22 protein-coding genes are annotated in these 25,836 nt (G+C 68.9%); 17 read left to right on the forward strand and 5 right to left on the reverse strand.

Annotation, left to right across the window (positions count from 1 at the left end; genetic code table 11):
• Window positions 1-86: 86 nt before the first annotated feature.
• From ACFUVW_RS02865 to ACFUVW_RS02895, 7 genes are all read left to right on the forward strand, one after another.
• Window positions 87-1,997: a P-loop NTPase fold protein gene (locus tag ACFUVW_RS02865; protein ID WP_430569839.1), complete on the forward strand. Its 1,911-nt coding sequence runs from the start codon at window positions 87-89 to the stop codon at window positions 1,995-1,997.
• Window positions 1,998-2,052: 55 nt separating this feature from the next.
• Complete coding sequence (gene qatB, locus ACFUVW_RS02870) at window positions 2,053-2,784, forward strand: Qat anti-phage system associated protein QatB (RefSeq protein ID WP_430569840.1); 732 nt, start codon at window positions 2,053-2,055, stop codon at window positions 2,782-2,784.
• Window positions 2,781-4,052 (forward strand): Qat anti-phage system QueC-like protein QatC, encoded by a 1,272-nt coding sequence (gene qatC, locus ACFUVW_RS02875; protein WP_430569841.1) that lies wholly within the window; start codon window positions 2,781-2,783, stop codon window positions 4,050-4,052. Before qatB ends, qatC begins: the two co-directional genes overlap by 4 nt.
• On the forward strand, window positions 4,049-4,777 hold the full coding sequence (gene qatD / locus ACFUVW_RS02880; protein ID WP_430569842.1) for a Qat anti-phage system TatD family nuclease QatD: 729 nt from the start codon (window positions 4,049-4,051) through the stop codon (window positions 4,775-4,777). The genes qatC and qatD overlap by 4 nt, the downstream gene beginning before the upstream one ends.
• A gap of 211 nt (window positions 4,778-4,988) precedes the next feature.
• Entirely contained in the window at window positions 4,989-6,563 is a 1,575-nt protein-coding gene (locus ACFUVW_RS02885; protein ID WP_430569843.1) for a type I restriction-modification system subunit M, read from the forward strand.
• On the forward strand, window positions 6,560-7,756 hold the full coding sequence (locus ACFUVW_RS02890; RefSeq protein ID WP_430569844.1) for a restriction endonuclease subunit S: 1,197 nt from the start codon (window positions 6,560-6,562) through the stop codon (window positions 7,754-7,756). Before ACFUVW_RS02885 ends, ACFUVW_RS02890 begins: the two co-directional genes overlap by 4 nt.
• Window positions 7,753-10,848 (forward strand): type I restriction endonuclease subunit R, encoded by a 3,096-nt coding sequence (locus tag ACFUVW_RS02895; protein ID WP_430569845.1) that lies wholly within the window; start codon window positions 7,753-7,755, stop codon window positions 10,846-10,848. The genes ACFUVW_RS02890 and ACFUVW_RS02895 overlap by 4 nt, the downstream gene beginning before the upstream one ends.
• Window positions 10,849-11,170: 322 nt before the next feature.
• Here ACFUVW_RS02895 and ACFUVW_RS02900 read toward each other — a convergent pair whose 3' ends face one another.
• Window positions 11,171-11,365 carry a hypothetical protein gene (locus tag ACFUVW_RS02900; protein WP_430569846.1) on the reverse strand — a complete coding sequence of 65 codons (195 nt, stop codon included), beginning with the start codon at window positions 11,363-11,365 and terminating at the stop codon, window positions 11,171-11,173.
• 19 nt (window positions 11,366-11,384) lie between these two features.
• On the opposite strand from ACFUVW_RS02900, the gene ACFUVW_RS02905 reads away from it, so the two are divergent.
• The 8 genes from ACFUVW_RS02905 (at window position 11,385) to ACFUVW_RS02940 (ending at window position 19,001) form a co-directional block, all read left to right on the forward strand.
• On the forward strand, window positions 11,385-11,825 hold the full coding sequence (locus ACFUVW_RS02905; protein WP_430569847.1) for a hypothetical protein: 441 nt from the start codon (window positions 11,385-11,387) through the stop codon (window positions 11,823-11,825).
• A 368-nt stretch (window positions 11,826-12,193) separates the two neighbouring features.
• On the forward strand, window positions 12,194-13,324 hold the full coding sequence (locus ACFUVW_RS02910) for a 3-oxoacyl-[acyl-carrier-protein] synthase III C-terminal domain-containing protein (protein ID WP_430569848.1): 1,131 nt from the start codon (window positions 12,194-12,196) through the stop codon (window positions 13,322-13,324).
• On the forward strand, window positions 13,321-14,049 hold the full coding sequence (locus ACFUVW_RS02915) for an iron-containing redox enzyme family protein (RefSeq protein WP_430569849.1): 729 nt from the start codon (window positions 13,321-13,323) through the stop codon (window positions 14,047-14,049). The genes ACFUVW_RS02910 and ACFUVW_RS02915 overlap by 4 nt, the downstream gene beginning before the upstream one ends.
• Complete coding sequence (locus ACFUVW_RS02920; protein ID WP_430569850.1) at window positions 14,049-14,876, forward strand: DUF6999 family protein; 828 nt, start codon at window positions 14,049-14,051, stop codon at window positions 14,874-14,876. Before ACFUVW_RS02915 ends, ACFUVW_RS02920 begins: the two co-directional genes overlap by 1 nt.
• Window positions 14,877-14,913: 37 nt before the next feature.
• The gene (locus ACFUVW_RS02925) at window positions 14,914-15,795 is read left to right on the forward strand and encodes an alpha/beta hydrolase (RefSeq protein WP_430569851.1); all 882 of its coding nucleotides are present in this window, start codon (window positions 14,914-14,916) and stop codon (window positions 15,793-15,795) included.
• A gap of 167 nt (window positions 15,796-15,962) precedes the next feature.
• Window positions 15,963-16,700: a hypothetical protein gene (locus tag ACFUVW_RS02930; RefSeq protein ID WP_430569852.1), complete on the forward strand. Its 738-nt coding sequence runs from the start codon at window positions 15,963-15,965 to the stop codon at window positions 16,698-16,700.
• A gap of 517 nt (window positions 16,701-17,217) precedes the next feature.
• Window positions 17,218-18,876 (forward strand): sodium:proline symporter, encoded by a 1,659-nt coding sequence (locus tag ACFUVW_RS02935; protein ID WP_430569870.1) that lies wholly within the window; start codon window positions 17,218-17,220, stop codon window positions 18,874-18,876.
• Window positions 18,873-19,001 carry a putative transporter small subunit gene (locus ACFUVW_RS02940; protein ID WP_430569853.1) on the forward strand — a complete coding sequence of 43 codons (129 nt, stop codon included), beginning with the start codon at window positions 18,873-18,875 and terminating at the stop codon, window positions 18,999-19,001. Before ACFUVW_RS02935 ends, ACFUVW_RS02940 begins: the two co-directional genes overlap by 4 nt.
• Here the strand turns inward: ACFUVW_RS02940 and ACFUVW_RS02945 are convergent.
• The 3 genes from ACFUVW_RS02945 to ACFUVW_RS02955 form a co-directional block, all read right to left on the reverse strand.
• Entirely contained in the window at window positions 18,998-21,535 is a 2,538-nt protein-coding gene (locus ACFUVW_RS02945) for a polysaccharide lyase family 8 super-sandwich domain-containing protein (RefSeq protein ID WP_430569854.1), read from the reverse strand. The two genes, ACFUVW_RS02940 and ACFUVW_RS02945, sit on opposite strands and share 4 nt — an antisense overlap.
• Window positions 21,536-21,641: 106 nt before the next feature.
• Window positions 21,642-22,325 carry a hypothetical protein gene (locus ACFUVW_RS02950; RefSeq protein WP_430569855.1) on the reverse strand — a complete coding sequence of 228 codons (684 nt, stop codon included), beginning with the start codon at window positions 22,323-22,325 and terminating at the stop codon, window positions 21,642-21,644.
• A gap of 292 nt (window positions 22,326-22,617) precedes the next feature.
• Window positions 22,618-23,211 carry a DUF6318 family protein gene (locus ACFUVW_RS02955; protein ID WP_430569856.1) on the reverse strand — a complete coding sequence of 198 codons (594 nt, stop codon included), beginning with the start codon at window positions 23,209-23,211 and terminating at the stop codon, window positions 22,618-22,620.
• Between the two features lie 204 nt (window positions 23,212-23,415).
• Between ACFUVW_RS02955 and ACFUVW_RS02960 the strand changes: the two genes are divergently transcribed.
• Window positions 23,416-24,564, forward strand: coding sequence for an FAD-dependent oxidoreductase (locus ACFUVW_RS02960; protein WP_430569857.1), 1,149 nt, complete (start codon window positions 23,416-23,418; stop codon window positions 24,562-24,564).
• Window positions 24,565-24,655: 91 nt separating this feature from the next.
• On the forward strand, window positions 24,656-25,087 hold the full coding sequence (locus ACFUVW_RS02965; RefSeq protein ID WP_430569858.1) for a YybH family protein: 432 nt from the start codon (window positions 24,656-24,658) through the stop codon (window positions 25,085-25,087).
• 22 nt (window positions 25,088-25,109) lie between these two features.
• Here ACFUVW_RS02965 and ACFUVW_RS02970 read toward each other — a convergent pair whose 3' ends face one another.
• The gene (locus tag ACFUVW_RS02970) at window positions 25,110-25,772 is read right to left on the reverse strand and encodes an SDR family NAD(P)-dependent oxidoreductase (RefSeq protein ID WP_430569859.1); all 663 of its coding nucleotides are present in this window, start codon (window positions 25,770-25,772) and stop codon (window positions 25,110-25,112) included.
• Window positions 25,773-25,836: the final 64 nt, after the last annotated feature.

Here is a 25,836-nt window from a genome sequence, read left to right on the forward strand (position 1 = left end):
CACCGGGAACCTCGACCGGGCGTGCACCAACCCACCGAAATCACCCGCAAGCTACCCTCCCGGACCGCGGAGCGGGCCCTACCCTCATGCTCGGGCATGCAACGCTGCGCAAGGTTCGGGGGGACGAAGTCGTGTGGTCTGACAACGAGACCGATCGGGACCTGCTCAACTTCCAGGGGGTCGCTGACACCGTCGCCGAGTTCATTCTTCAGGCGAACGGGGCGCCCATCTCCGTGGGCGTCTCGGGTGCCTGGGGTGTGGGCAAGTCGACGATGATCCAACTGACGCGGGCCGCGCTCGAGGAGAAGCGCCACGCGGACGACCCGACAGAGTTCGTGTTCGTTGAGTTCAACGCGTGGCTGTACCAAGGCTACGACGACGCTCGCGCGGCACTGCTGGACGTGATCGCCGTCAAGCTGGAGGCCGTCGCTGAGGAACGCAAATCCGGGGCTGACAAGGTCAAGGAGTTCATGCGCCGGGTCAAGTGGCTGCGCCTGGCGAAGCTCGTGGCCCTGCCGGCGGCGGCTGTGGCGCTGGGGATCCCGCCGGTGGGTCTCGGTGGCGAGATCGCCGAGGTGGTGCGCGACGTGCGCGATGGCGCGGCCGATGGTGAGCAGATCGAGAGCGTCGGGAGCGCCCTGGCCGCGGCGGGCGCGGGACTGCTCAAGCCCGGGCTGGAGATGTCTCCGCCGAAGGAGATCCAGGCGCTGCGCGACAGTTTCGAGGAGACGCTCGAGGCGATCGGGGTCACGCTCGTCGTGCTGATCGACGACCTGGATCGTTGCCTGCCCGAGACTGCGATCTCCACGCTCGAGGCGATCCGACTGTTGCTGTTTCTGCAGAACACCGCCTTCGTCATCGCGGCCGACGACGAGATGATCAAGCGGGCCGTCAAGAAGCACTTCGGCGGCCTCGACGACGACGAACTCGTGACGAATTACTTCGACAAGCTCATCCAGGTGCCCATCAAGGTCCCGGCGCTCGGGATCCAGGAGGTGCGCGCCTACATGATGATGCTGTTCATCGACGACAGCACAGAGCTCGACATCGCCAGCAAGAACACACTACGAACGGCGATCGCGGCGGGCCTACGCGAGTCCTGGAAGGGCGTGCGCGTCGACGGCGCCTTTGTGTCGCAGGTCGACGACCAGCTGCCGGCTGCCCTCGTGACGAGGCTTGAAACGGCCGAGCGTCTGGCGCCGCTGATGACGGGCGCTACCCACATAGTCGGGAACCCGCGACTGATCAAGCGCTTCCTGAACGCGCTGTCGATCCGGATGTCGATTGCTCGGGCGCAGGGTGTCGACGTGGACGAGGCGGTGCTGGCCAAGCTGCTGCTGTTCGAACGGGTGGTTGAGGCTCCCGTGTTCGTCGAGCTCGCGACGAAGGTCAACGAGGACCCCGACGGTCGTCCGACGTTTCTCGGGCCGTGGGAGGCGGCCGTGGCTGCAGGTGCGGAACTCGAGCTCCCCAAGGGGTGGGACACCGCCTTTGCCCGCGACTGGCTGGGGCTGGAGCCGGAGCTCGCCGGCATCGACCTGCGCGGCGCGCTGTACGTCGGGCGCGAGCAGGCACCGCTCGTCACCGGCTCGGACAAGCTGTCGGCGGCTGCCGTGGAATTGCTCACTGCGCTCACCGAGTATCCGCGCGAGGCCCCCCGGATGAAGGACGACCTTGCTGCTTTGCCTAGCGTGGAGCAGGGGTTCATCCTCGACCGCCTGCTCGCGATTGCCCGACCGATCCAGTCCTGGGGCAGCCCGCCGATCCTTGACGCCTGCCTGACGATGGCGAGCATCGACCCGGCGTGGGGCCAGAAGCTAGCCCGCTTCCTGGTCGAGCGCCCGCAGACCCAGATCAGCGCGAGTGTGGTGCCGAAGATCGCCGGGCAGGAGTGGTCGTCCTCGGTGTTCAGCGTCTGGAAGCAGGCAGAGGGCATCAAGGCACCGGTCAAGAATGCCATCGCGGAGCGGAGCGGCAGTGGGAACCTCACAAAGTAGCAGTGGACCGTCCGCGTCCGTTGCCCTGATCCCACCATGGGTGGAGGACATCCCCGTGGACCCGCCCGCCGGTGAGCTACCGCTCGACGAGCCGACGCCGGACGGGACGACCCCGGTCGCCGCACCTGCGAGGTTCCGCGACGCGCGTACAAGCATCGGGCGGTATGCACGTTCCGGCGGCCGCGAGCAGATGCGCCGTGCTCTCGGGCACTACGTCCGCAGTGGGTACGGCGGTGGCGCGACGATGGCGCGGCGGCTTAGCGGCACCTCGCGGACCGCTGCAAGGCTGGGTGCGGCGCTGCGGCCGGGCGCCGGGCCGGACCTGGCTGCAGCTCGCGATGCCGCCATCGCCGGCGGCAAGAACGCCCAGTCCGTCCTTGATGCCATTGTCGAGGCGATCAGGCCGGTCGACGGTACCCAAGACGCCGAGTCGTCGCGCCGGGCGGTCCGCGATGCGCTCTCGGACGTGCTGGAGCGATACCCCGACGCGGACCTGCTCGACTTGGACGACGCACAGCGGCAGTACGTCGTCCAGAGGTTCGTCGGGCTGGATGTATACAACCGGTTCTGCCTCGACTTGGGCGAGAAGCTTGACGAGCACGCGTCGTCCGCGTCTGTTGCCGCGGCTCGGTCCGCGGAGGTACGGGAGTACATTGCCGCGACTGTCGCCGCGGAATTCGACAAGCTCTGGGCCGCCGGCGTGACGCCCGCCAGCCCGGAGCTGGCACGCGTGACCCAAGGCGCGCTCAGGGAGACGTTCCGGGTGTTCGAGGGGTACCTGCAATGAAGTTCACCAGCGGTCCGAAGTCGATCCTTGGCGGGTCATCCGGAGTCGGCGCTACACCGGTCGTGCTGTACAGCAAGACCACTCCCGCCGGTGGTATCTCGGCCGGAGGTTCGGCGGCCGCCACGGTGCGACGCATGCGTCTGGAACCCGCCCCGGCGGCCTGGGACCTGGTCTCCCTCGCGCTGACCGCGGTCGCGGCGGACTTCACCGTGCGGCGGGACGCGAGCGTCGACGGGTGGACCCGGGAGATCGATCTGGAGGTGGCGGTGAGCGACGCGTCGCGGTGGGCCGGCCTCAGCGACCGAATCGCGTCAACGCTGGCGTTCCTCACCACCGACCGTTGGTCCATCGGGTTCGCCGACGGCGTCGACCTGCCCGAGGCGCCGAAGAAGCCCCGCCTGTCCACGGCAGACTCCGCGGTGCTCCTGTCCGGCGGCCTCGACAGCCTCATCGGTGTGACCGACCTGCACGCCGCCGGGTCTTCGATCCTCGCCGTCAGCCACATCGTGCGCGGCGACCAGGCCAATCAGGTCCGCTTCGCTCAGAGGGCCGCCGCCGTCGATCACCTCCAGGTGAACCACAACGTCAGCACCCCGTGGACGGCCAGCGAGACGTCGCAGCGCGCACGCTCGCTTCTGTTCCTGGCGTTCGCGGTGCTCGCCGCGACCGCCACCCAGCGGTACGCGGACGGGGACGTGGTGCCGGTCTACATCTGCGAGAACGGGTTCATCGCGATCAACCCGCCCTTGACCCCCGGGCGGGTCGGCAGCCTGAGTACCCGCACCGCGCACCCCCACTACCTGGGCGAATTCCAAACGATCCTGAATGCGGTCGGGTTGAGGGTGGAGCTGCGGAACCCGTACGCCGAGAAGACGAAGGGCCAGATGATCCAGGAGAGCGCCGACCCGGACCTGCTGGCCGAGCTTGCGGTGGAGTCGACGAGTTGCGGTCGTTATCAGCGCTATGGTCTCCAGCACTGCGGGCGGTGCCTGCCCTGTAGCGTCCGTCGGGCGGCGTTCCTGTCCGCGGGCTTGCCGGACACGACGTCGTACAGGTACGACGACCTCGCGACGTACGCCAGCGCCGATCTCGAGGACTTGCGCGCTATCGCCAGGGCGCGGATCCAGGTCAAGGACCAGGGCCTCGACCGCTGGATCGGCAACGCCTTGAGCTCCCCGCACGTCAAGAACGCCCAAGAGCTACGCACGATGCTCGAGCGGGGACTAGGGGAACTCGGTGACCTGCTCGACCATTACGGTGTGGTGTGATCGACTTTCACTGCCACCTCGACCTGTACCCGGACCCCGTGGCGGTCGCTGACGAGATCGAGCGCCGCCGAGTCGGTGTTCTGTCGGTCACGACAACGCCGGCCGCCTGGGCCGGGACGGTTCGCCTGGCTCAGGGGCGACCCTCCATCCGTACTGCGCTGGGATTTCACCCCGAACTCGCCGGTTCGCGGCATCGCGAGCTCGACCTGTTCGACCGGCACCTCCCGGAGACCCGGTTCGTGGGTGAGGTGGGGCTAGACGGTTCGCCGCAGTACCTCAGCAGCTGGGAGTCGCAGGTCCTGGTGTTCGACCACGTCTTGAAGGCTTGCGAACAGGCGGGGGACAAGGTTCTGTCCGTACACAGCCGTCGTGCCGCGTCGCAAGTCCTCGACCGCCTGGACCGTCACCCCGCGTTGAACAAGGTGGCCATGCACTGGTTCACCGGAACCAAGGCCGAGCTCCGCCGGGCGGTCGAACGAGGATGCTGGTTCAGCGTCGGCCCTGCGATGCTGCTGGGAGCGCGGGGGCGTTCGCTGGTCTCCGAGATCCCAAGCGACCGGCTGGTCCTGGAGACAGACGGGCCGTTCGCGCAGAAGGACCGCCGGTCGCTGCGACCGTGGGACGTGACAGCCGTAGTCGACGACTTAGCGGATCTGTGGGGAACTACCCGCCAGGGCGCGGCCCAAGTCGTTCGGGCGAACGAGGTGGCCTTGCTTGCGCTGTGAGGGCAAATCGGGCGCCCATACCGTGGGTCGACCTTTGCCGCAGGCCGCTGATGCCGGTGGGGGCGCGCACGTGTGGCCGCGACCGGCGCGCGTCCAACTATGGCCACACTCTGCCGGTAGGGTCGGCGACAACCGTGCGCTCGACGCGAGTCGGCGGCAGAGGTGGACGTTTCGACGCGCCGACTGAGGCGTCTGACAGGAGAACGAGAGCATGAACCGTGAGACCCAGAGGGCCGAGCTGCACAAGACCATCTGGAGGATCGCGAACGACCTGCGCGGGTCGGTGGACGGGTGGGACTTCAAGCAGTACGTGCTCGGGTTCCTGTTCTACCGGTACATCTCGGAGAACCTCACCGCGTACCTCAACGCCGGCGAGCACGAGGCGGGCAACACGGACTTCGACTACGTGAGGGTGCCCAACGCTGACGTCGCGGACGCGGGCCTGGTCGCGGGAATCGTGGCGGAGAAGGGATTCTTCATCCGGCCGTCGGAGCTGTTCGCCAACGTCCGGGCCCGCGCGTCGCGCGACCCGAACCTGAACGAGACGCTCGAGCGGGTCTTCCGCAACATCGAGGCGTCTGCCGTGGGCACGGAGGCGGAGGACGACCTCAAGGGCCTGTTCGACGACGTGGACGTCAACTCGAACAAGCTCGGCAACACGGTGCTCAAGCGCAACGAGAAGCTCGTCAAGTTGCTCGACGCGATCGGTGACCTGAACCTGGGCAACGGGACGTTCAGCGAGAACAAGATCGACGCGTTTGGCGACGCGTACGAGTACCTGATGCAGATGTACGCATCGGCCGCGGGTAAGTCGGGCGGGGAGTACTACACCCCGCAGGAGGTGTCCGAGCTGCTCGCCCGCATCACCGTGGTGGGCAAGACGAGCGTGAACAAGGTGTACGACCCGGCATGCGGGTCGGGGTCGCTCCTGCTGAAGTACCGCAAGGTGCTCGGCAAGGACGGCGTGCGGCAGGGGTACTTCGGCCAGGAGATCAACCTGACAACGTACAACCTGTGCCGTATCAACATGTTCCTGCACGACGTGAACTATGAGCAGTTCGACATCGCCCACGGCGACACCCTGATCGACCCGGCGCACTGGGACGACGAGCCGTTCGAGGCGATCGTGTCCAACCCGCCGTACTCCATCAAGTGGGAGGGCGACACCAACCCGCTGCTCATCAACGACCCGCGGTACGCCCCGGCTGGTGTGCTCGCGCCGAAGTCGAAGGCGGACCTGGCGTTCACGATGCACATGCTGTCGTGGCTGGCGGTCAACGGGACGGCGGCGATCGTCGAGTTCCCCGGTGTGCTTTACCGCGGCGGGGCGGAGCAGAAGATCCGCAAGTACCTCATCGACAACAACTACGTCGACACGGTGATCCAACTGCCGCCCGACCTGTTCTTCGGCACCACGATCGCGACCTGCATCATCGTGCTCAAGAAGTCGAAGAACGACAACGCCGTGCTGTTCGTCGACGCGTCCGCCGAGTTTGTGCGCGGTGGGAACAAGAACAAGCTCGACGACGCCCACCAGGCGAAGATTCTGGACGCGTTCACCGCCCGAGAGAACGTGGACTACTTCGCCACGCTGGTGGAGAACGAAGCCATCGCGGAGAACGGCTACAACATTTCCGTATCGTCCTGGGTCGAGGCCGAGGACACCCGCGTGGCCGTCGACATCACCGAGCTCAACGCTCGCATCGCCGGCATCGTCGAACGCCAGGCCGCACTGCGGGAGCAGATCGACGCCATCGTCACCGACCTCGAAGGAGAGGGCGCATGAGCCGCATCGACGATGCAATCGAGCAGTACGCACCGGATGGTGTCGAGTACACGCCACTCGGGGATGTGGCTGTGTTACAGCGTGGTACGTCCATCACGAAGAAGGGCGTACGGGACGGAAGTGTGCCGGTTGTCGCGGGCGGTAGAAGCGCGGCGTACTACCACGCGGAGTCGAACCGTGATGGCGAGACGATTGTGGTTGCCGGATCTGGCGCTTATGCGGGGTTCGTGTCCTGGTGGGAAGGCCCGATCTTCGTGTCGGACGCATTCTCTGTGAAGCCACGCGGTGACGATCTGCTTGCGAAGTACGCCTACTACTGGCTCGCGTCGCAACAAGACCGGCTTCATTCAGATAAGAGGGGAAGCGGTGTTCCGCACGTCTACGCAAAGGATGTTGCGCGCTATCTAATTCCCGTGCCGCCCGTTGAGGTTCAGCAGGAAATCGTGAGAATATTGGATGCCTTCAGGGAATTGGAGGCGGAGCTGAAGGCGGAGCTGTCAGCTCGCGAGGAGCAGTACTCCCACTATCGGGACACGCTCATTTCACGCACTGGCGTCGGGAATGTCAAGTGGGCAACGATGCGTGAGATCGGGTCGATCTACGGTGGACTCACTGGCAAGTCAAAGACTGACTTTACGGATGGTAATGCGCCGTTCATTTCCTACATGAACGTCTTCAGCAATCTCGCAACAGATCTCACTCCGAAGACGCTGGTCAAGGTTATGGTGAACGAGCGCCAGACCGCGGTCGCCTACGGGGACGTGTTGTTCACCGCGTCGTCGGAATCGCGCGAAGAAGTGGGTATGGCCTCGGCCGTGACCGCCGAACCGAGTGAGTCGACGTACCTGAACAGCTTCTGCTTCGGGTTCCGTCCGAACTCGACTGATGAACTGGACCCGGCGTTCGCCAAGCACTTGTTCCGTGCGCGCGTGATGCGGGACCAGATAGTCAAGACCGCGAACGGTGTGACGCGCATCAATATATCCAAGGGGCCGTTCGCCAAGATGAGGGTGCCGCTACCCGATATCGGGGAACAGAAGCAGATCGCTGACGTGCTCGACAAGTTCGACGCGCTGGTGAACGACTTGTCGTCGGGCTTGCCGGCGGAGATTGAGGCTCGTCGTAAGCAGTACGCGCACTACCGGGATCGTCTGTTGTCGTTCCCCGAGAAGCCGGAGGGTGCTGCGGCGTGAGCGTGGTGGTGCGTGCTGGCGGTGGGTCGTCGCGGTTCGAGCCGATCGCGCTGTCGTCGGAGTCGACGGTGGTGGCGGAGTTCGAAGCGGACGCGGCGTCGGCGGAGCGGTATCAGTCGGAGGCTGCGCTGGAGGCGGAGCTGGTCCGGCTGCTGCAGGAGCAGGCGTACGAGTACCTGCCGATCACGTCCGAGGCGGACCTGGTTGCCAACCTCCGCGCCCAGCTCGAGGCGCTGAACCGCATCCGGTTCTCCGACGAGGAGTGGGCGCGGTTTTTCTCCACGGTGGTCGCGTCGGCGAACGACTCGGTGCGGGAGAAGACGGTCCGCCTCCAGGAGAATCACGTTGAGGCGTTTCGGCGTGACGACGGGTCGACGAAGAACATCGCCCTGATCGACAAGACCCGGATCCACAACAACCTGCTCCAGGTGATCAACCAGTACGAGGTGCCCGGCGCGCCGTCGTCGGGCGAGGGTGCCCGGGCGCAGCGGGCGAACCGGTATGACGTGACGGTCCTGGTCAACGGGCTGCCGCTGGTTCACGTGGAGCTGAAGCGGCGCGGTGTCGATATCCGCGAGGCATTCAACCAGATCGACCGCTACCAGCGGGACTCGTTCTGGTCGGGGTCGGGGCTGTTCGAGTACGTTCAGCTGTTCGTCATCTCGAACGGGACGCTGACGAAGTACTACTCCAACACGGTGCGCGCGTCGCACCTGGATGAGCAGGGCCGGGCTGCGCGTGCGGGTGGGCGCCGGAGGCGGACGTCGAACTCGTTCGAGTTCACGTCGTGGTGGGCGGACGCGGCGAACCGGCCGATCGCGGACCTGGTGGGGTTCACGAAGACGTTCTTCGCCAAGCACTCGCTGCTGAACGTGCTGACGAAGTACTGCGTGCTCACGGCGGACCGGATGCTACTGGTGATGCGCCCGTACCAGATCGCGGCGACTGAGCAGATCCTCACGCGGATCGAGACGTCGTCGAACCAGAAGCGGTTCGGCACCCTGTCGGCCGGTGGGTACGTGTGGCATACGACCGGGTCCGGCAAGACGCTCACGAGCTTCAAGACGGCCCAGCTCGCCTCCAAGTTGTCCGACGTTGAGAAGGTCCTGTTCGTCGTCGACCGCAAGGACCTGGACTACCAGACCATGCGGGAGTACGACCGGTTCGAAAGGGGCGCCGCGAACTCCAACGCGTCCACGGCCGTGCTGAAGCGGCAGCTCGAGGACCCGACCGCTCGGATCATCATCACCACGATCCAGAAACTGTCGACGTTCATCGCCGCCAACCCGGGCCACGAGATATACGGCGGGCACCTGGTGATCATCTTCGACGAGTGCCACCGGTCCCAGTTCGGGGATATGCACACCGCGATCACGCGGGCGTTCCGGCGGTATCACCTGTTCGGGTTTACCGGGACGCCGATCTTCGCGGAGAACGCCGGCTCGGGCGGGGCGCCGACGCTGCGCACCACGGAGCAGGCGTTTGGGGACAAGCTGCACACGTACACGATCGTTGACGCGATCAACGACAGGAACGTGCTGCCGTTCCGCATCGACTACGTCAACACGGTTCAGACGCGCGGTGGTTCGTCGGACAAGGAAGTCGCGGGGATCGACACCGATGCCGCGCGCCTTGACCCGAAGCGGATCCGCGGAATCGTGGAGTACACGCTCAATCATTTCGACCAGAAGACCCGACGTAACACCACCTACCGGCTCAAGGATCGGCGGGTGGCGGGGTTCAACGCCCTGTTCGCCACGGAGTCCATCACAGCGGCGAAGATTTACTACAACATGTTCGGCCGGGTCCAGGAGGAGCGGGGGCTGCCGGACGCGAAGCGGCTCAAAGTCGGGCTGATCTTCTCCTACGCCGCGAACGAGGCGGCCGCCGAGGAGGCGGGCGGCCTGCTTGGGGAGGAGGAGTTCGAGACCCAAGGGCTGGACCAGTCGTCGCGGGACTTCCTGGAGGACGCGATCCAGGACTACAACGAGATGTTCGGCACCTCGTTCGACACGTCGGCGGAGAAGTTCCAGAACTACTACAAGGATCTGTCGCTGCGGATGAAGAACCGCGAGATCGACCTGGTCATCGTGGTCAACATGTTCCTCACCGGTTTCGACGCGACCACGATGAACACGCTGTGGGTGGACAAGAACCTGCGCGCCCACGGGCTGATCCAGGCGTACTCGCGCACCAACCGGATCCTCAACTCGGTCAAGACCTACGGCAACATCGTCTCGTTCCGGAACCTGGAGAAAGAGACCCAGGACGCGCTCGCGCTGTTTGGCAACAAGGACGCCGCGGGCATCGTGCTGCTCAAGCCGTACGCCGACTACTTCGAGGAGTACGCCAGCAAAGTCACCGAGCTGCGCGAGCAGTTTGCGCCGGGCGAGATGCCTGTGGGCGAGCGGGCGAGCAAGGACTTCATCGCCGTGTTCGGGGCGATTCTGCAGCTGCGCAACATCCTGGTGTCGTTCGACGAGTTCGCCGGCGAGGACATCCTGGCCGAGCGCGACCGGCAGAACTACCAGAGCGTCTACCTGGAACTGTGGAACCAGCGCCGCGGCGGCCAGCGGGCCGATCGGGAGACGATCAACGACGACGTTACCTTCGAGATCGAGCTGATCAAGCAGGTCGAGATCAACGTCGACTTCATCCTCATGCTCGTCGAGCAGTACCGGGACGCGCGAGGCAACGGCCAGGACAAGGAGATCAAGGCGAGCATTGACCGTGCCATCGACTCGTCGCCGAGCATGAGGAACAAGAAAGACCTCATCGAGGAGTTCGTAGACCGTCTCTCGCTGGACGACGACGTCGCCGACGAATGGCGCGACTACGTCGCCGCGAAGCGCGAGGCTGAACTCGAGCGGATCATCGCCGAGGAGAACCTCAAGCCCGGACCAACCCACCAGTTCATCGACGCCGCGTTCCGCGACGGAGCCGTCCGCACCAGCGGCACTGCGATCACCAGAATCCTGCCGCCCGTCTCACGCTTCGCCCGCGGGGCCGGTTCGAACCACGGCATCAAGAAGCAGACCGTCATCGACAAGCTCACCGCGTTCTTCGATCGTTTCTTCGATCTGACTTCATAGATGACGCGGCGATCACCGGCCGAGGTCGAACCCGACTTACGACACGGACGTTGGTGTGAGGCGCCCGCGGGCTCGTGACCTGGGGTGATGCGCGGTGTGGTCGCTCGGAGGGGACGCCACGGCGGGGGTCGGACCGTGGGATCGGCCAGCCAAGCCAGCCAGGGTGAACTTCGCTGCGTTGGTCGATGAAGAGGAGGACAACCCGTTATGCTCCATCGGGCAATCTGCCCGAGTGCGACGATGGTAAGAAATGATGCGGGGGGACATGTCGAACCACGAATCTGCCTTTAATGATCTCGTTATGGAAGCGCTCGCCGATGTTTCAGAGCAAGTTGACGAGTGGCAAGCGGTGACGGAGACGATCGAGAATACCCTTGAGTGGTACGACGAGGAACTGTCGAGTCGCTTCAGCGTTCTGGACAACGCAATCTTCGAACTCGACAACGACCTCGCTGAGCAAGACCACGCTCAGGCGGAGGGTCAGATCGACGACGTCGAAGACGGCTGTCGGAGGCATCGACGCGCTCCTCACCCGGATGCTCGTCCTCAAGGAGATCACAGATGCGGCAGCGTCACACTCAACCCTCGGCGTTGGGGAAGTGAGCCTCCGTCCTGCTCTTCAAGGTTCGGTTGACCTTCCCAAGATCACAACGGCAATGCCTGGAGACGCCGAACTCGACGACGAGGAGTGGGCGGACGCCGCCGTAGACGCGATCCACGACGTGGCGGACCAGATCCGGTCCACAGGACGTGACGTGGAAAGCGCTTGGACGGAAGCTCTCGGAGCGGTCGAAGGTGGAGACCTCCAGAAGCTCCTCGGGCATACGGCACTGCTCCAGGCGCAAGTAGAACGGCTGCGTGCCGGATATGACGAGTGGTACGGCCTCCTGGGTGGACTCTCCAACGTCGCGCCGCATCGACTCAGCGGGGTCGCACGTGCAGAAGTCTTGGACTTCCTTGCCTGGCTCAACGCTTAGAGGGCTTCGTCAGGGTGATCCCTGGGCGACCCGTGTCGTACGCTCGACCGGGACACATGTCACGCACGCGTCCGCACCGCCGTTTGGGTGGCACACGAGTTGCACGGCCACTCGGAACGAGTCCAGAAACCGCGGAATTTCAACGATCCCGAGACCTCTGACTTGACGATCAACTTCTGACCGGTTCGCGAACGTCCGGTAGGCACACCGCCCGGATCGTGAACCCGCCGTACAGGGGCGTCCGGCCCGCCCGCGCGATGCAGTCGGGAGCGGACGAGGACGGCACCTGATGAGGCTAAGAGGTTCCGACATGTCGGGGTGTTGTGAAACCAGCGACACGACCGGGTCGGGTGTGGCTGAATACCCCCATGCCAGCGACCGCGTACTTGACCGGCCTGGGCCGGTACCTGCCCGGCGAACCGGTAGCCAACGAGGACGTGGCGCGCCGGCTCGGCGGTGTCGACAAGCGCACTGAGGGCCTGCGCGCCCGTATCCAGCGCGCCAACGGCATCCGGCAGCGGCATTACGCGTTGGACGACGAGGGTCGTACCACCGAGCTGAACGAGGAGCTCGCCGTCCACGCGATCGAGGATGCGCTGGCCGACCGGGGGATCGCTGCCTCCGACCTGGGCATGCTCGCGTGCGCCACGACGCAGGGCGACCTGCTGGTGCCGGGGTTCGCGTCGATGGTCCACGGACGGCTGGGCGGTGGCCCGATGCAGGTGCTGACGGCGAGCGGCGTGTGCGCGTCGAGCATCGCCGCGCTCGACGCGGCAGTGAGCAAGGTGCGGCTCGGCGACCACCCGCGGGCGGCGGTGGTGGGCTCGGAGCTGGCCAGCCGGTGGCTGCACCAGCGGCGCTTCGACGGGGTCGAGGACCACCTGGACGCGCACTTCCTGCGGTGGATGCTGTCCGACGGCGCGGGCGCCGCGATCGTGGAGTTCCAGCCGCGCCCGGACAAGCCGTCGCTGCGGGTGGACTGGGTGCGGCAGGTGTCCCTCGCGCACGAGCACGAGGTCTGCATGCGCGCCGGCCTCGACGGGCCGACCGCCGTCGCGGGCCGCACCTGGCAGGACTACGACGACGTGGCCACCGCCGAGAAGGCCGGGCTGATGCAGATCCGGCAGGAGACGGCCGTGCTCGACGAGCTCGCCGCGGCCGGGCTGGCGCAGTTCGAGGAGCTCGTCGACCGCGGCCTGATCGACCTCACAAAGCTCGACCACGTGCTCTGCCACTACAGCACCAACGCGTTCCGCGACGTCGTCTTCGACGCGCTGAGCGCCCGCGTCCCCGGTATGGACACGAGCCGCTGGTTCTCCAACCTGGAGACCTGCGGCAACACCGGCGCCGCGAGCATCTTCATCGCGCTGGAGGAGGCGTGGCGCACCGGACGCTTCTCGCCCGGCGACACGATCCTCCTCGCCGTCCCCGAGTCCGGACGCTTCTCGTTCGGCTTCGCCCACCTCACCGTCGTCGAACCGCGAAGGAGCACCAGATGACCAGCACCGAGACCAGCACGGAGACGAGCACGGCGACCGTCGAGGGCTACCGCCCGCCCCAGCCGGACCGGGCCGACCTGCTCGCCCGGCTCACCGACGTCTGGACGGACTTCGAGGCCCGGCTGGCCGAGGTGCCGATCCTGCGGGCGCTCGACGACGGCGACGTGACGGTGGCCGACTACCAGCGCCTGCTGCACAACCTGCGCCAGCAGGTGGTCGACGGGTCGCTGTGGATCGCTCGTGCGGCGTCCAACTTCGACATGGACCACTTCGACCTGCGCTCGGCCGCCATCTCGCACGCGCTGGAGGAGCACCGCGACCACCTGCTCCTCGAGCGCGACTACGTCGCCGTCGGCGGCTCGCTCGAGGCGCTGCGCGCGGGCCGGAAGAATCTCGGCTCCCAGGCGCTGTCCGGCTACATGTTCCACGAGGCGAGCAAGCCGAACCCGGTCGGGTGCCTCGGCGCGATGTTCATCATCGAGGGCCTCGGCGCGCAGAAGGCCGGCGTGTGGGCCCGGCGGTTCCAGGAGGTGCTCGGGCTGGCGGACAACCAGGTGCACTTCATGGCCTACCACCAGGACGCCGACGCCGAGCACACCGGCACGCTCGACGCCATCCTCACCTCCGACCGGATCGACGACGACGCGGCCGACGCCATCGTCACCTGCGCGCGGGTGGTGGCCCGGCTCTACGTCATGCAGCTGACCGAGCTGGACGAGATCTGATGCCCGTGCGATCGGACCCGAGCATGTGGGAGGCGATCTACGCCGACCCGTCGGTCCCGCTCGACAAGCCGCTGGTGCGGATGATCATCGAGGACCAGCAGCGCCCCTCCCGGCGGCTGCTGTACCCGGTCGCGCGGATCGTCTCCCGCGTGCTGGTGGCGGTGCTGTCGGTCGTGAAGCGGCTGTTCCCCGGCAGGTGGATGACCCTCGCCACCATGGACGCGCTGTGCCTGTGGTTCCTGCGCCGGTTCGTGGCGCCGGACGCCGTCGAGCTGCTGATCCGCCACTTCGTGGTGGAGACCAACCTGGTGAACTTCATCATCCGCAACACCCCGGCCGCCATGGAGCCGGTCACGCTGCGCCCGACGACGCTGTCCGGGCTGGGCGACAACGCCGTCGTCGAGCACGACGTCAACGTCTACGACGTGCTCATCGCGCTCGAGGGGATCGACATCACGGCGCCCGAGCGCCTGGACTTCGCCCAGCTCGACGTTCCCGACCTCGATCCGGAACGACGCCGTCGTCGGCTGCTGAGCCTCGACATCCAGACGGCCCTGTGCCTGATGAACATCCCGTTCTGCATCGCGCTGAGCCTCGAGGAGTTCCGCCGCGCGATCCACTCGCTGCGCTTCGACGACTCCTTCCTGAGCATCCTCGCCGTGCTGACCGACGACGAGACGTTCGAGCACTGGAAGATGGGCGCACTGAGCCTCTGGATGGACACGAACGTGGACGTGCCGCAGCTCGTCTACCGGCACGCGCTGGTGTGCGAGTACGCCCACGCCCACCTGGTCTCGATCGCGCGGCAGCGGGGCGAGGGGGAGTAGGGGGGCGTGCGCCCGGGCGCGTTGCTAGCGTCGCCGCATGTTCGACGGCTTCCGGCTGGACCGGGTGGAGCTCCCCGAGGTGACGCTGCGGGTGCGCCACGGCGGCACGGGCACGCCGGTCGTGCTGCTGCACGGGCACCCGCGGACCCACACGACGTGGCACGCCGTGGCGCCGCTGCTCGCGGCCGACCACGCCGTCGTGTGCCCCGACCTGCGCGGCTACGGGAGGTCGACGCTGCCGCCCGACGCGCCCGACCACGCGCAGTCCAGCAAGCGCGCGATGGCGCGGGACGTCGTCGACCTGATGTCCGCCCTGGGCCACGACCGCTTCGCCGTGGTGGGTCACGACCGCGGCTCGCTGGTCGCGTTCCGCACCGCCATGGACCACCCGGAGCGGGTCACCCACCTGGTCGTCATGGACGGGCTGCCCGTCGTCGAGCACCTCGAACGCACCGACGCGCGGTTCGCCCGCGCCTGGTGGCACTGGTGGTTCCTCTCCCAGGACGAGAAGCCCGCCGAGCGGGTCATCACCGCCGACCCCGACGCCTGGTACCGCACGCCCCCGCCCGAGGTCATCGGGCCCGGCAACCACGCCGACGTCTGGGCCGCGCTGCGGGACCCCGCCGTCGTGCACGGGATGTGCGAGGACTACCGCGCGGGCCTCGGCATCGACCGACGCCACGACGAGGACGACCGCGCGGCCGGGCGCCGGGTGGGATGCCCGACGCTCTTGCTCGAGTCGACCGGGGACGACCTCGACATCCACGGCGACCCGGCCGCCATCTGGGAGCCCTGGCTGGAGCTGCCGCTGCGGCACCGCCTGATCCCGTCCGGCCACCACCAGGCCGAGGAGGCGCCGGCCGAGGTGGCCGCCGCCCTGCGGGAGTTCCTCGACGGCACCGGCGCTCCTGCCGTCTGACAGAAACGTCGACGCCGACCGGTGAGATCCGAACGGGGGGTGGTGTGCGTTTCACCCGTGGTGGACGGGGATGAACTTGCCCGGCGGTCGTCCGCGGTGACCCGCCGCGCGTAGGTTGGACTGAGGCGCTGGGGGGCGGCGGAGCCAGCAACCGAGGACGGTGTGCCATGTCCGCTGACGACGACCCCACGACCGAGACCGCGCGTCGGAGCGGAGACGACGCCCCGCAGGACCGCCTGATCCTGCGGGTGGCGGCACTGGTCGGCGCCGCGTCCTTCCCGCTGGCGATGATCGGGAGCGCCCTGTCCGACCCGAACTCGTACGCGGAGGTCAACCCCGGCTCTTCCGACACGCAGCTGCTGGCGATGCTCTCCGACAGCCGGACCGAGCAGCTCTGGGCGGCGACGCTGCAGGCCCTGGCCGCGGTGGCCGTGTGGGTGTTCCTCGGGCCACTGTGGCAGCGGCTGCGCCGCGGGTCGGAGTGGCTGGCGCTCCTGGCGGTGGTCGGGGGCGCCGTCGCCGGCGCGGCGATCCTGTTCTGGGCCGGGCACTCGCTCGTCGCCATGGTCGCCGCAGACTTCGAGGACGCCGAGGCAGCGAGGTTCCTCATGGTGGCGGGCTGGGAGACCGCGCGCGTCGCCGTGGCCCCGTACCTGGTCCTGGTGGGAGCCGCGACCCTCGCCGGGAGGCGGGGCGGCGCGCTCCCAGCGGGGATCAACGCCTTCGGCGTGGTCTTCGTCGTGCTCCTCGCGCTCGGGTTCGTGCCCGGGTCCCCGGCAGGCCTGCTCGGAACGGTGGGCAGCGTCTGGGTGACCGTCGTCGCGCTGGCGCTCGCTTTCACGCACCCGTCCGACGGGGACGCGCACGAAGCGCAGGTCCCGGCCGCTGAGGAGGATGCGGACTGACGGCCGGCGTGGCCGCCGCCGGGAGCGGTGCCGGTCTCGTCGAGGCGCTCGAGCGTTCGGGCAGGTCGGGCCTACTCGTGACGAGGCCGAGATGGGCTCTTTGTGGGGCTTGCGTGGTATAACCGTGACGGACGGATCCGGTCGTCGGCGTATCGCGCCGCGCACGGAGGATCTTCGACGCATCGTCTCGTCGGCGCGCACCTTGCGCGAGCCCCACGGACCGCCAACGCTCTGCCGACCCGTGTGTCGGCGCTCGAACGCCTCGGCCGAGGCGCGCTCGCGTGCGCCCCCGTGCCGACGAACGGAAGGAGACCCGTGCTGTCGACCCAGCCGGCACGGTTCGCACGGCCCTGTGCGTGCCGCCCCGTCTGTCCCCGACGAGTCCCGCCCGTCTAGCTGCCGTTCCCGCTACCCCCCGTCCCTCCGGGCCTGCACCAGGCCTCCGGTTCCCTGACGAGAGAGTGAGAACGCCTTGGGCGACCTGCAACACATCCCAGGACCGATCGTGGTCCTCATCATGCTGCTGTTCTTCGGCGGCAGCTTCTACATGTCGGTCCGCATCAGCCGGAAGAAGGAGAACGCGGACGGCTACATGACGGGCGGCGGAAAGATCGGCTTCGGGATCTCCGCGGCGTCGATGACCGCCACCTGGATCTGGGCGTCGTCGATGTACGCGTCCGCCACCTCCGGCTACACCTACGGTGTCTCGGGCCCCATCCACTACGGGCTCTGGGGCGCGCTGATGATCCTGCTCATCTACCCGTTCGGGCGCAGGATCCGCGCCGTCGCGCCGGGTGCGCACACGATCGCGGAGGTGATGTTCGCCCGCCATGGCCGCTCGAGCCAGCTCATGCTCGCGGGGTCCAACGTGCTCGGCAGCGTCATCAGCCTCACGTCCAACCTCATCGCCGGCGGCGCCCTGATCGCCATGCTGACGCCCTACACCTTCACGCAGGGCATCGTCGCCATCGCGGCCGGCGTGCTCCTGTACACGCTCTGGTCGGGGTTCCGGGCGTCGGTCCTCACGGACTTCGCCCAGGTCGTGGCGCTGCTGGGAGCGGTCGTGGTCATCATCCCGGTGGTGTTCTTCGCCGCCGGCGGCCCCAGCCTGTTCGAGACCGGCGCGTCGAACCTCACGGCCCAGCAGAAGGACTTCTTCTCCTCGGACGCGTTCTTCAACCAGGGCGCCCCGTACATCGCCGCCGTGCTCGCCTACGCGATCGGCAACCAGACCATCGCCCAGCGGCTGTTCGCGGTCCGTGAGGACCTCATCAAGAAGACGTTCGTCACGGCGACGTTCGGCTACGGCGCCACCATCATCGGCGTCGGGATGCTCGGCGTCATCGCCCTGTACGCAGGCATCGAGCCGCTCGGCGGGGACGTCAACAACCTGGTCCCGCAGCTGGCCGCGACGTACCTGAACCCCGCGCTGCTGTGCCTGTTCTTCGTGATGATCATCGGCTCGCTCTCCTCGACGGCGGACTCCGACCTCACGGCGCTCTCCTCGATCGTCATGGCGGACATCTACGGCCAGAACGTCGCCGGCAAGAAGCGCGCCAACCCGCGGACCATGGTCCTCATCGGCCGGATCACGATGGTGGTCTCGATCGCGGCGGGGCTGGTGTTCGCCGGGTCGAAGTTCAACATCCTCGACCTGCTCGTGTTCGTCGGGGCGTTGTGGGGCGCGCTCGTGTTCCCCGTCATCGCGAGCTTCTACTGGGACCGGGTCACGAACGTCGCGTTCAGCACCGCGGTCGTCGCCGGCCTCGCGTTCTTCCTGCCGGTGCGGTTCTCGTGGGTCGACCTCTCGGGCGGGCTGGGCATCGCCTCGGACGTCCTGTCGACGCTCGGGATCGGGATCGTGCTCGGCCTGATGGCCTTCGGCTTCTTCGGCACGCGGGTCGCGCTCGTCGTCGGGACGGTCGCGACGGTGGCGGCAGCGCCCTTCGCGATCGGGTTCCTGCACACGTACCCGGTGCTGTCGGGCTCGCTGGTGGCCTACGCGGTCAGCACGGTCGTCTGCGTCGCCCTGACGCTGCTGAGCAAGGACCGGTTCGACTTCGCGCTGATCAAGGAGCGCACCGGCGACTTCGACAGTGAGGCGGCGGCCGAGAGCCGCCCGGCGGACGAGCCGCGGCGGGGCGAGCCCGTCGCGGCAGGGGAGGGGATCTCATGACGTTCCTGCTGACGGTGTACGTGCTCGTCTGGCCCGTCGTCGTGGCCGGTGTGCTCTTCGTGATCAGCCGCGCGTTCTACCGAGAGCTGCGCAAGGCCAAGGCCGAGGGGCGCAGCGTGATCTAGCGGCGGCGCAGCGTCGCGGTGCGGCTCGCCCCGTACACCTCGTGCGTGCGGGCCCGCACCTCGGTGCCGCCCGGCACCCGGCGCACCTCGACGCCGTCGTCCGCCGCGACCACGTCGAGGTGCCGGCCCCGCACCGTCACCGTGACGGCGTCGCGGTGCATCGTCGGGTCGGACAGCGCGACGGCAACCTCGTCGTCGTCCTCGCGCACGAGGAGCGACGCCGGGCCGTCGATCACCAGGTTCCGGACGTGCGCGCGGCCCCGGAACACGGTCGCGGCCGTGAGCCCGAGGCCGGAGTGCCGCACGGCCTGCGCCCGCTCGTCGTTCGCGAGGACGACGAGCGGGCCCTCGGGCCCGTAGCCCGCGAGCTGCGCCTCCGTCGCGCCGGGCACGATCGCGTAGGCGAGCGACGACGGCTCGGCGGAGTGCTCGACCGCGGCCGTGAACACGCGCTTCGTCACCGCGGTGTCGGGGTTCGACGTGCGGACCGTGCGGCGGCTGCGCGTCACGTCCTCGAGCGTCACACGCACCGGCTCGGCGTCCAGGACGGCGTACCCGACCGCCACGCCCTGCCCCGGGTTGTGCCACCGCAGCCACGCGAGCGACGCCGCGCCGTCCTGCGGCGACCACGGGCCGCCGTCGGGCCGGGCGCCCGTGACGACGACGCCGTCGCCGGGGGCTGCGATGCGGGAGTCCAGCGTCGTGACGACGGCGCGGCCGTGCTCGTCGCGGATCCCCGCGGCGAGGACGACGACCTCGTCGTCGAGCAGGAACCACGACCTCACCGCGCGGGCGTTCGCGTAGACGACGAAGTCGTCGGGCAGGACGCCGGCCTGCGCGTCGACATAGGGGACGTCGTCGGAGAGCACCATGCCCGCGGCGCCGTACGCGCCGAGCGTCGCGCCGCCGGAGAACGAGTTCGTGCCGCGCGGGAAGTACACGTACGTGTTCTGCGACTCCGACGACGACGTGAACCCGAGCGGGTGATCGGGGTTCTCGTACCACGCCCGCCCGTACAGCTCGGGGACGGTGCGCCGCTCCTCGACCGGCACGGTGGTGCCGGGCAGCCGGTACGGCGAGACGGTGGTGAAGAAGTCGACGCCGAACGCCTGCGTGTGGTCCTGCCCGGCGAGGTAGAGGTAGTGGGCGCCGTCGCCCTGGAACCACGGCCGGAGGTTCTCGCCGCTCATGTACTCGTACCTGCTGATCCGGTCCGAGCTGCGTGCCAGCGCGAACGTGTAGCCGGGGCGGCGGTGCACGGTGCGGTCCATGGCGTTGAAGGCGACGGAGCGCTCGGGCGGGTTGAGGTCCGCGGCGGGCGCGCCGCCGTCGGCGAGGAGGTCCGCGTAGCGGACGGCGCTCGCCGGCGAGACGAACCGGGCGGGGTCCGGCGGCGTGGGCGACGCCGTCGCGAGGTGGCGCACGTACGCGCCCAGCGCGGCGGCATGCTCGCCGCTCGTGTAGCCGCTGAGGTCGACGGCGGCCTCGAGCACCGTGGCGACGTCGGCGTACCCGGTGCCGGTGCGCGACACCGCCCGGCCCTTGACGATCTCCATCATCCAGCCGTCGACGAGCACGGGCGCGAACCCGTCCCGGACCCAGCCGTGCACGACGTCGGGCAGCTCGGTGCCACTCGCGGCGGACGTGTCGTCGAGCAGCTTGATGGTCTGCACGACGCGAGTCAGCAGCGTGCGCCCGTACGAGCCCGTGTAGGCGACCGAGTGGTGCTGGATGAACGACCCGTCGGCGTAGTAGCCGTCGGTGTTGCCGTGCTGGATGTCGTACGGGTCGATCGTCGCGAACACCGTCGACTGGTCGGCGATCGCCTTGGCGACGCGGGCGTCGTCGCCGGTGACGGCGCCCTGCAGCACGCGGTTCGTCGTGATGTCGGCGAGGTTCGCACCGGTGTGGAAGCGGGAGTCGAGGTCGACGTCGCCGTCCTTGCCGTGACGCAGGTACGCGTCCATGGAGGCGACGTACGCAGGGATCAGGTCGGGCCGTTCCGCCGTCACGAGGTCGGTGAGGAGGGCGAACGTCTTGCTGACGCTCGCCGAGATGCCGATCTCCCAGGTGAACCAGTTGCCGTAGTAGCCGCCCGACTGGTCGCCGTAGTAGCGGGCGTGGAGCCACTCGAGGCCGTCGAGCACGCGTCGCTGGACGGGCGTGCTGCCGACGAGGTCCGTGGCGTAGCCGAGGGTGCTGGTGGCGAGCGCGATCTCGTAGAGGCGCAGGAACGAGGTGCTGAGGTTCGGGTCGCTGGTGCCGAGCGGGAGGCCGGCGAACAGCTCTCCGGGACCGGCGGCGTCGAGGCTTGCCAGGTGCGAGCGCGCGGCGGAGTGGATCGCGGCGAGCCGCGGCGCGGCCTCGGGCCGACCGTTCGACGCCGCGGTCCCGGCGAACATCGCGCGGGCGTTCGTCAGCAGCCGGGCGTGGTCGGAGGGGGCGTCCGCCCGGGCGCGCAGCGGCGCCGCGATCGCGAGGAAGGCCCCGGCGGGCACCATGGCGAGGACCTGGCGGCGGGTCGGCTCCGGCATGACGAACTCCCTTGTTCGACGATGTCGACATCCAACCAAGACGGCGCGCTCAGGGGCAATGGTTTCCGCGACCGGCGTCGGCCGGCGGGCGAGGTCGCGGTCCGGATCAGCAGACGGCGCTCCCCGCGAGGTCCTCGCAGACCAGCCGCGTGCGGGCCTCCGTCACCGTGGTGGGCTCGGTGGTGCTCGTGGTCGTGATCGTGCCGGGGATGTCGGTCCAGTCGCTGGTGCCCTGGACGCGGAAGCGGCCCTGCCAGGTCGTGGTGAGCGACACCGCGACGCCGGTGCGGTAGACGTTGCCCTTGTCGTCGACACCGGTGCCCGCGTCCTCGCCGGGCGTGCCGAGCTGGCTGTAGGTGTGCCCCACCCAGCTGTCGTCGGGGGTGGGGTCGCCCTGGTGCCACGGGCGTCCGGGGGACGTGGTCGTGAGCGTGCTGCCGCCGGACGAGTACGGGTCGTCGAAGTCCCAGGTGAACTCCGTCGGCTCCGCGCGGATGACCACCGGCACGCCCAGCAGCGTGACCGTGCGGTCCTGAGGAGCGGCCGACGTGTACGCCGGGTAATGGACGTTGACCACCATCGGCGGGTTGCCCTGCACGGTGGCTTCCGGAGCCTGGATCTTCATCGTCTTGAACTCACGGAGCGCCTGGCGTGCGATGTCGGCGGGGGTGATGCACTGGTCGTCCGACAGCTGCTCCGCGTCACCGTAGGTGCCGTCGTCCTGCACGCGCTGCACCCAGAGCGCGTCGAGGGCGTACTCGCCGTCCTCGCACGGCGTGGTGATCTCCACGACGTCAGTTCCCTCAGGGCATGCGCCCGGGGCCGTGACGATGCCGCTCAGCGCATCCAGACTCTCGCCCAGCGTCCCGCAGGTCACCGCGTCCGTACGGGCGTAGCGATCCTTAGGTTCATCATCTGCCGGCTCGCGGCCCTCCGCGCCCTGCTTCCATCCGTTCGCGGTTGCCTCCACACCTGCTTCGTCGCTTTCGTCGTCGAGGCCGGGGGTGTAGATCGGCTGGCCGTTCACGCTGAGCGTCACAGTTAGAGCAATGGCAGCGGCGATCAGTGTTCGGTGCATGTCGCTACTCCGGAATGTCGCCTACGCCGATAATCACCCAGCGCCCATCCTTGCGGCCGATCTCCACGCGGCGATCCTTCGACTGAGCCTCGTTGCTCAAGAGGATGGACCCGCCAGAATCGGTGATCTTCGAACGCTTCTCGTTGACTCGTACGTCGAGGGGCCAGATGCCCGTGGCCGCGTCTTGCTCGTACGTATGCAGGACGCTCACTGTCCGCTCGCCGCCAGAGAAGACATCACCGCGCTCCGCGATTTGCCGTGCCTGGTCGAGGCGCGCTTCGCAGTGCTCACAACTCTTGCTAGACATTGCCTCCCATTCCGCCGTGTCGCCCGTCTTCATGATGTAGTCGTCGAGCTCGAGGAAGTACACGGCCGCGGCTTCGGCGCCGGCGGGGCCGTCGTCGTCCATCTCCTTGGGCCGCTCGGGCGCGACGACGACGGCGCTGGAGCTCGGGGACGGTGAGCTCTCGGGGCTGGCGCTGGTCGCGGTGGGTTCGGGCGACGGCGTGGCGGGCGGGTCGCCGTCGCAGCCGGCGACGAGGAGCACGGCGGCAGCGGCGATGGAGGTGGCGGCGAGAATGGCCCGGCTGCGGGTCATGACGGGGCTCCCTGGCGGCGGTGACGTCGCGGTCACTGTAGAGCAGATCGTCATTTGATTGCCCGGGCGTCTGTGGAAATCCCGTCGGTGCAGGTCACGCCCGCTCCGAGCGGTCCGCCGGGTGAAACCGGCGTCGGGCGCTGCGTGCGCGGAGCGGCGGACGGACGATCCGGGAGTGGGGGGACCATGCCGGAGGGAGCCGCGGTGCGAGTCCTGGTGGTGGGCGCAGGAGTGGGCGGCCTGGCGGCGGCCGGGGCGCTGATCGACCGCGGTCACCAGGTCGAGGTCGTCGAGCGGGCGGAGGCACCGCGGGAGACCGGCGCGGCGTTCATCCTCTGGAGCGGCGGGACGGCGGTGCTCCAGGACCTCGGCCTCTCGTTCGACGGGCTCGGGACGCAGCTCGAGGTCCTCGAGAACCGCGGCTGGGACGGTCGGCGTCTGGGCCGCATCCGGGTCGGCGCCGCGACGCGCCGGTTCGGCACCCCGCAGCTCTGCGTGCGGCGCCTCGACGTGGTCCGGCGGCTCGCGGGGCGGCTGCCGGACGGCGCGGTCGAGTACGGGAAGAAGGCCGTCGCCGTCTCCCAGGACGGCGACAGCGCGGTCGTCACCCTCGAGGACGGCTCCACGCGGACCGCGGACGTCGTGGTGGGTGCCGACGGCGGCCGGTCGGTGGTGCGGCGTGCCCTTCACGGACCGGCGGAGCCACGGGCCACGGGCTGGGTCACCTGGCAGGGGATGCTGACGGCGCGGCCCGACGCGGAGATCACCGGCACGGGGCTGTTCGTCGTGGGCCCCGAAGGCCTCGTCGGTATGTTCGACGCGGGTGACCGCCAGGTCCAGTGGTGGTTCGATCACCCCTGGCGCCCGGACGAGCCGCGGCCGCGCTCGGTCGTCGCGGACCTGGCGGACCGCTTCGGGCGGTGGGCAGCACCCGTGCCCGGACTGCTCGACCGGGTCGACGAGGCCACCATCGGCTTCTACCCCCACTACGGTCACGACGTCGCTCGCGAGTGGGGGCGCGGACGGGTCACGCTGCTCGGGGACGCGGCGCACCTCATGCCGCCCACCGCGGGTCAAGGAGCGAACCAGGCGCTCGAGGACGCCTGGGTCCTCGCGCGGGCGCTGGACTCCGCCCAGGACGTGCCGGCCGCGCTGCGCGGCTACGAGCGTCGTCGCGCACGCAGGGCGCGCCTCGCCTCCCGCGTGGCGATGCGCGAACGGGCCAACCAGTACCGGCCCCGACAGGCGCGGCTGCTCCCCGACGCCGTGGCGACCGCCGTCTTCGTCCGCTGGCTCGGAGCCCTGAGCGACCGGCTCGCCGCCGATCCGTCGCCGCTCGGCAGCAGAGGTTGAACGACCGCCGCCGGTGTGGTGACGTGGAGGCGCCCGAGGCCGCCGCCGACCACGCCGCGGCCCGCACCGCTCACCCGGAGAGGTCAGGACGATGGTGTCGACGTGGGCCGACTTCCAGGCGGCGCAGCGCACCGCCCTGGCCGCGCTGGTCGCCGGGGACCCGCGCCCCTTCCAGCAGCTGTGGGACCACGCCCCGGACGTCTCGCTGCTCGGCGCGTTCGGCGGAGTCGCGCGCGACTGGGACGAGGTGCGCGACCGCCTCGCCGCCGTGGCCGTCACCTACGGCAACGGGGTCTACCGGCGGCTCGACCAGCTCGACGAGCACGTCCACGGGGACACCGCCTGGACCGTGCACGTGGAGGAGATCCACTCCCGGTCCGCGACCGGGGAGCCGGAGGTCCGCGAGCGCCGTGTCACCAAGGTCTACCGGCTCCGCCCGGGCGGCTGGCGGATCGTGCACATGCACTCGGACCCGCTGGTCACCACGGCCTTCCCGGACGACGGCGTCGCGACGGCCGGCTGAGGGCCCTCGGGCAGGTGCGGCCTCAGTCCAGCGGCCGCACGAAGGTGCGGAACTCGCCGCGCTCGACGTGCAGCTCCCAGAGCCGCTGGGCGAGCGCGTCGGGGTCGTGGTCGGGCTCCCCGCCGCCGATGCCGAGCGGGATGATCAGCTGCGCGACGTGGATGCCCTCCGGCTCGAGCGCGTCGTGCAGCAGCCGGGCGTAGGCGCTCTCGGCGGCGAAGGCGACGGACGTGCCGGTGACGGCGTCGCGGGGCCGGACGGCGCTGCCGCCGTTGGGGAACAGGACGGTGCCGCGGCCCAGCTCGCGCATGCCGGGCAGCACGTGCTGGACGGCGGCCGCGGGGCCGAGCACGGACATCTCGAGCGGGCCGACGAGGTCGTCGGCGGTGGTCTCGAGCGTCGGCTTCATGAACTCGCGCGCGGGCACCGGGCTGTACTGCAGCACCTCGACGGGGCCGAGCTCGGCGGCCGCGCGGTCCAGGGCGTCCGTCAGCGCCGCGCGGTCGCGGGCGTCGGCGACGTACCCGGCGGCGGTGACCCCGTCGTCGCGCAGCCCGGCCGCCAGCCGGTCCAGCTTCGCGGCGTCCCGCGCGACGAGCGCGACGGAGAAGCCCTCGCGGCCGAAGCGTCGTGCGACGGCGAGGCCCAGCCCGGGGCCGGCGCCGATGATGGCGAGCGTCGTCATGTCGTTCCTCCCACGTGGCGGTCGGCGCCCGTGCGGCGCCGGCTCGGGTCCAGTCAACGCCACG

Origin of the sequence: Isoptericola sp. NPDC057391 (genome assembly GCF_042668085.1) — a bacterium.
In the GTDB taxonomy this organism is placed as follows: Bacteria; Actinomycetota; Actinomycetes; order Actinomycetales; family Cellulomonadaceae; genus Isoptericola.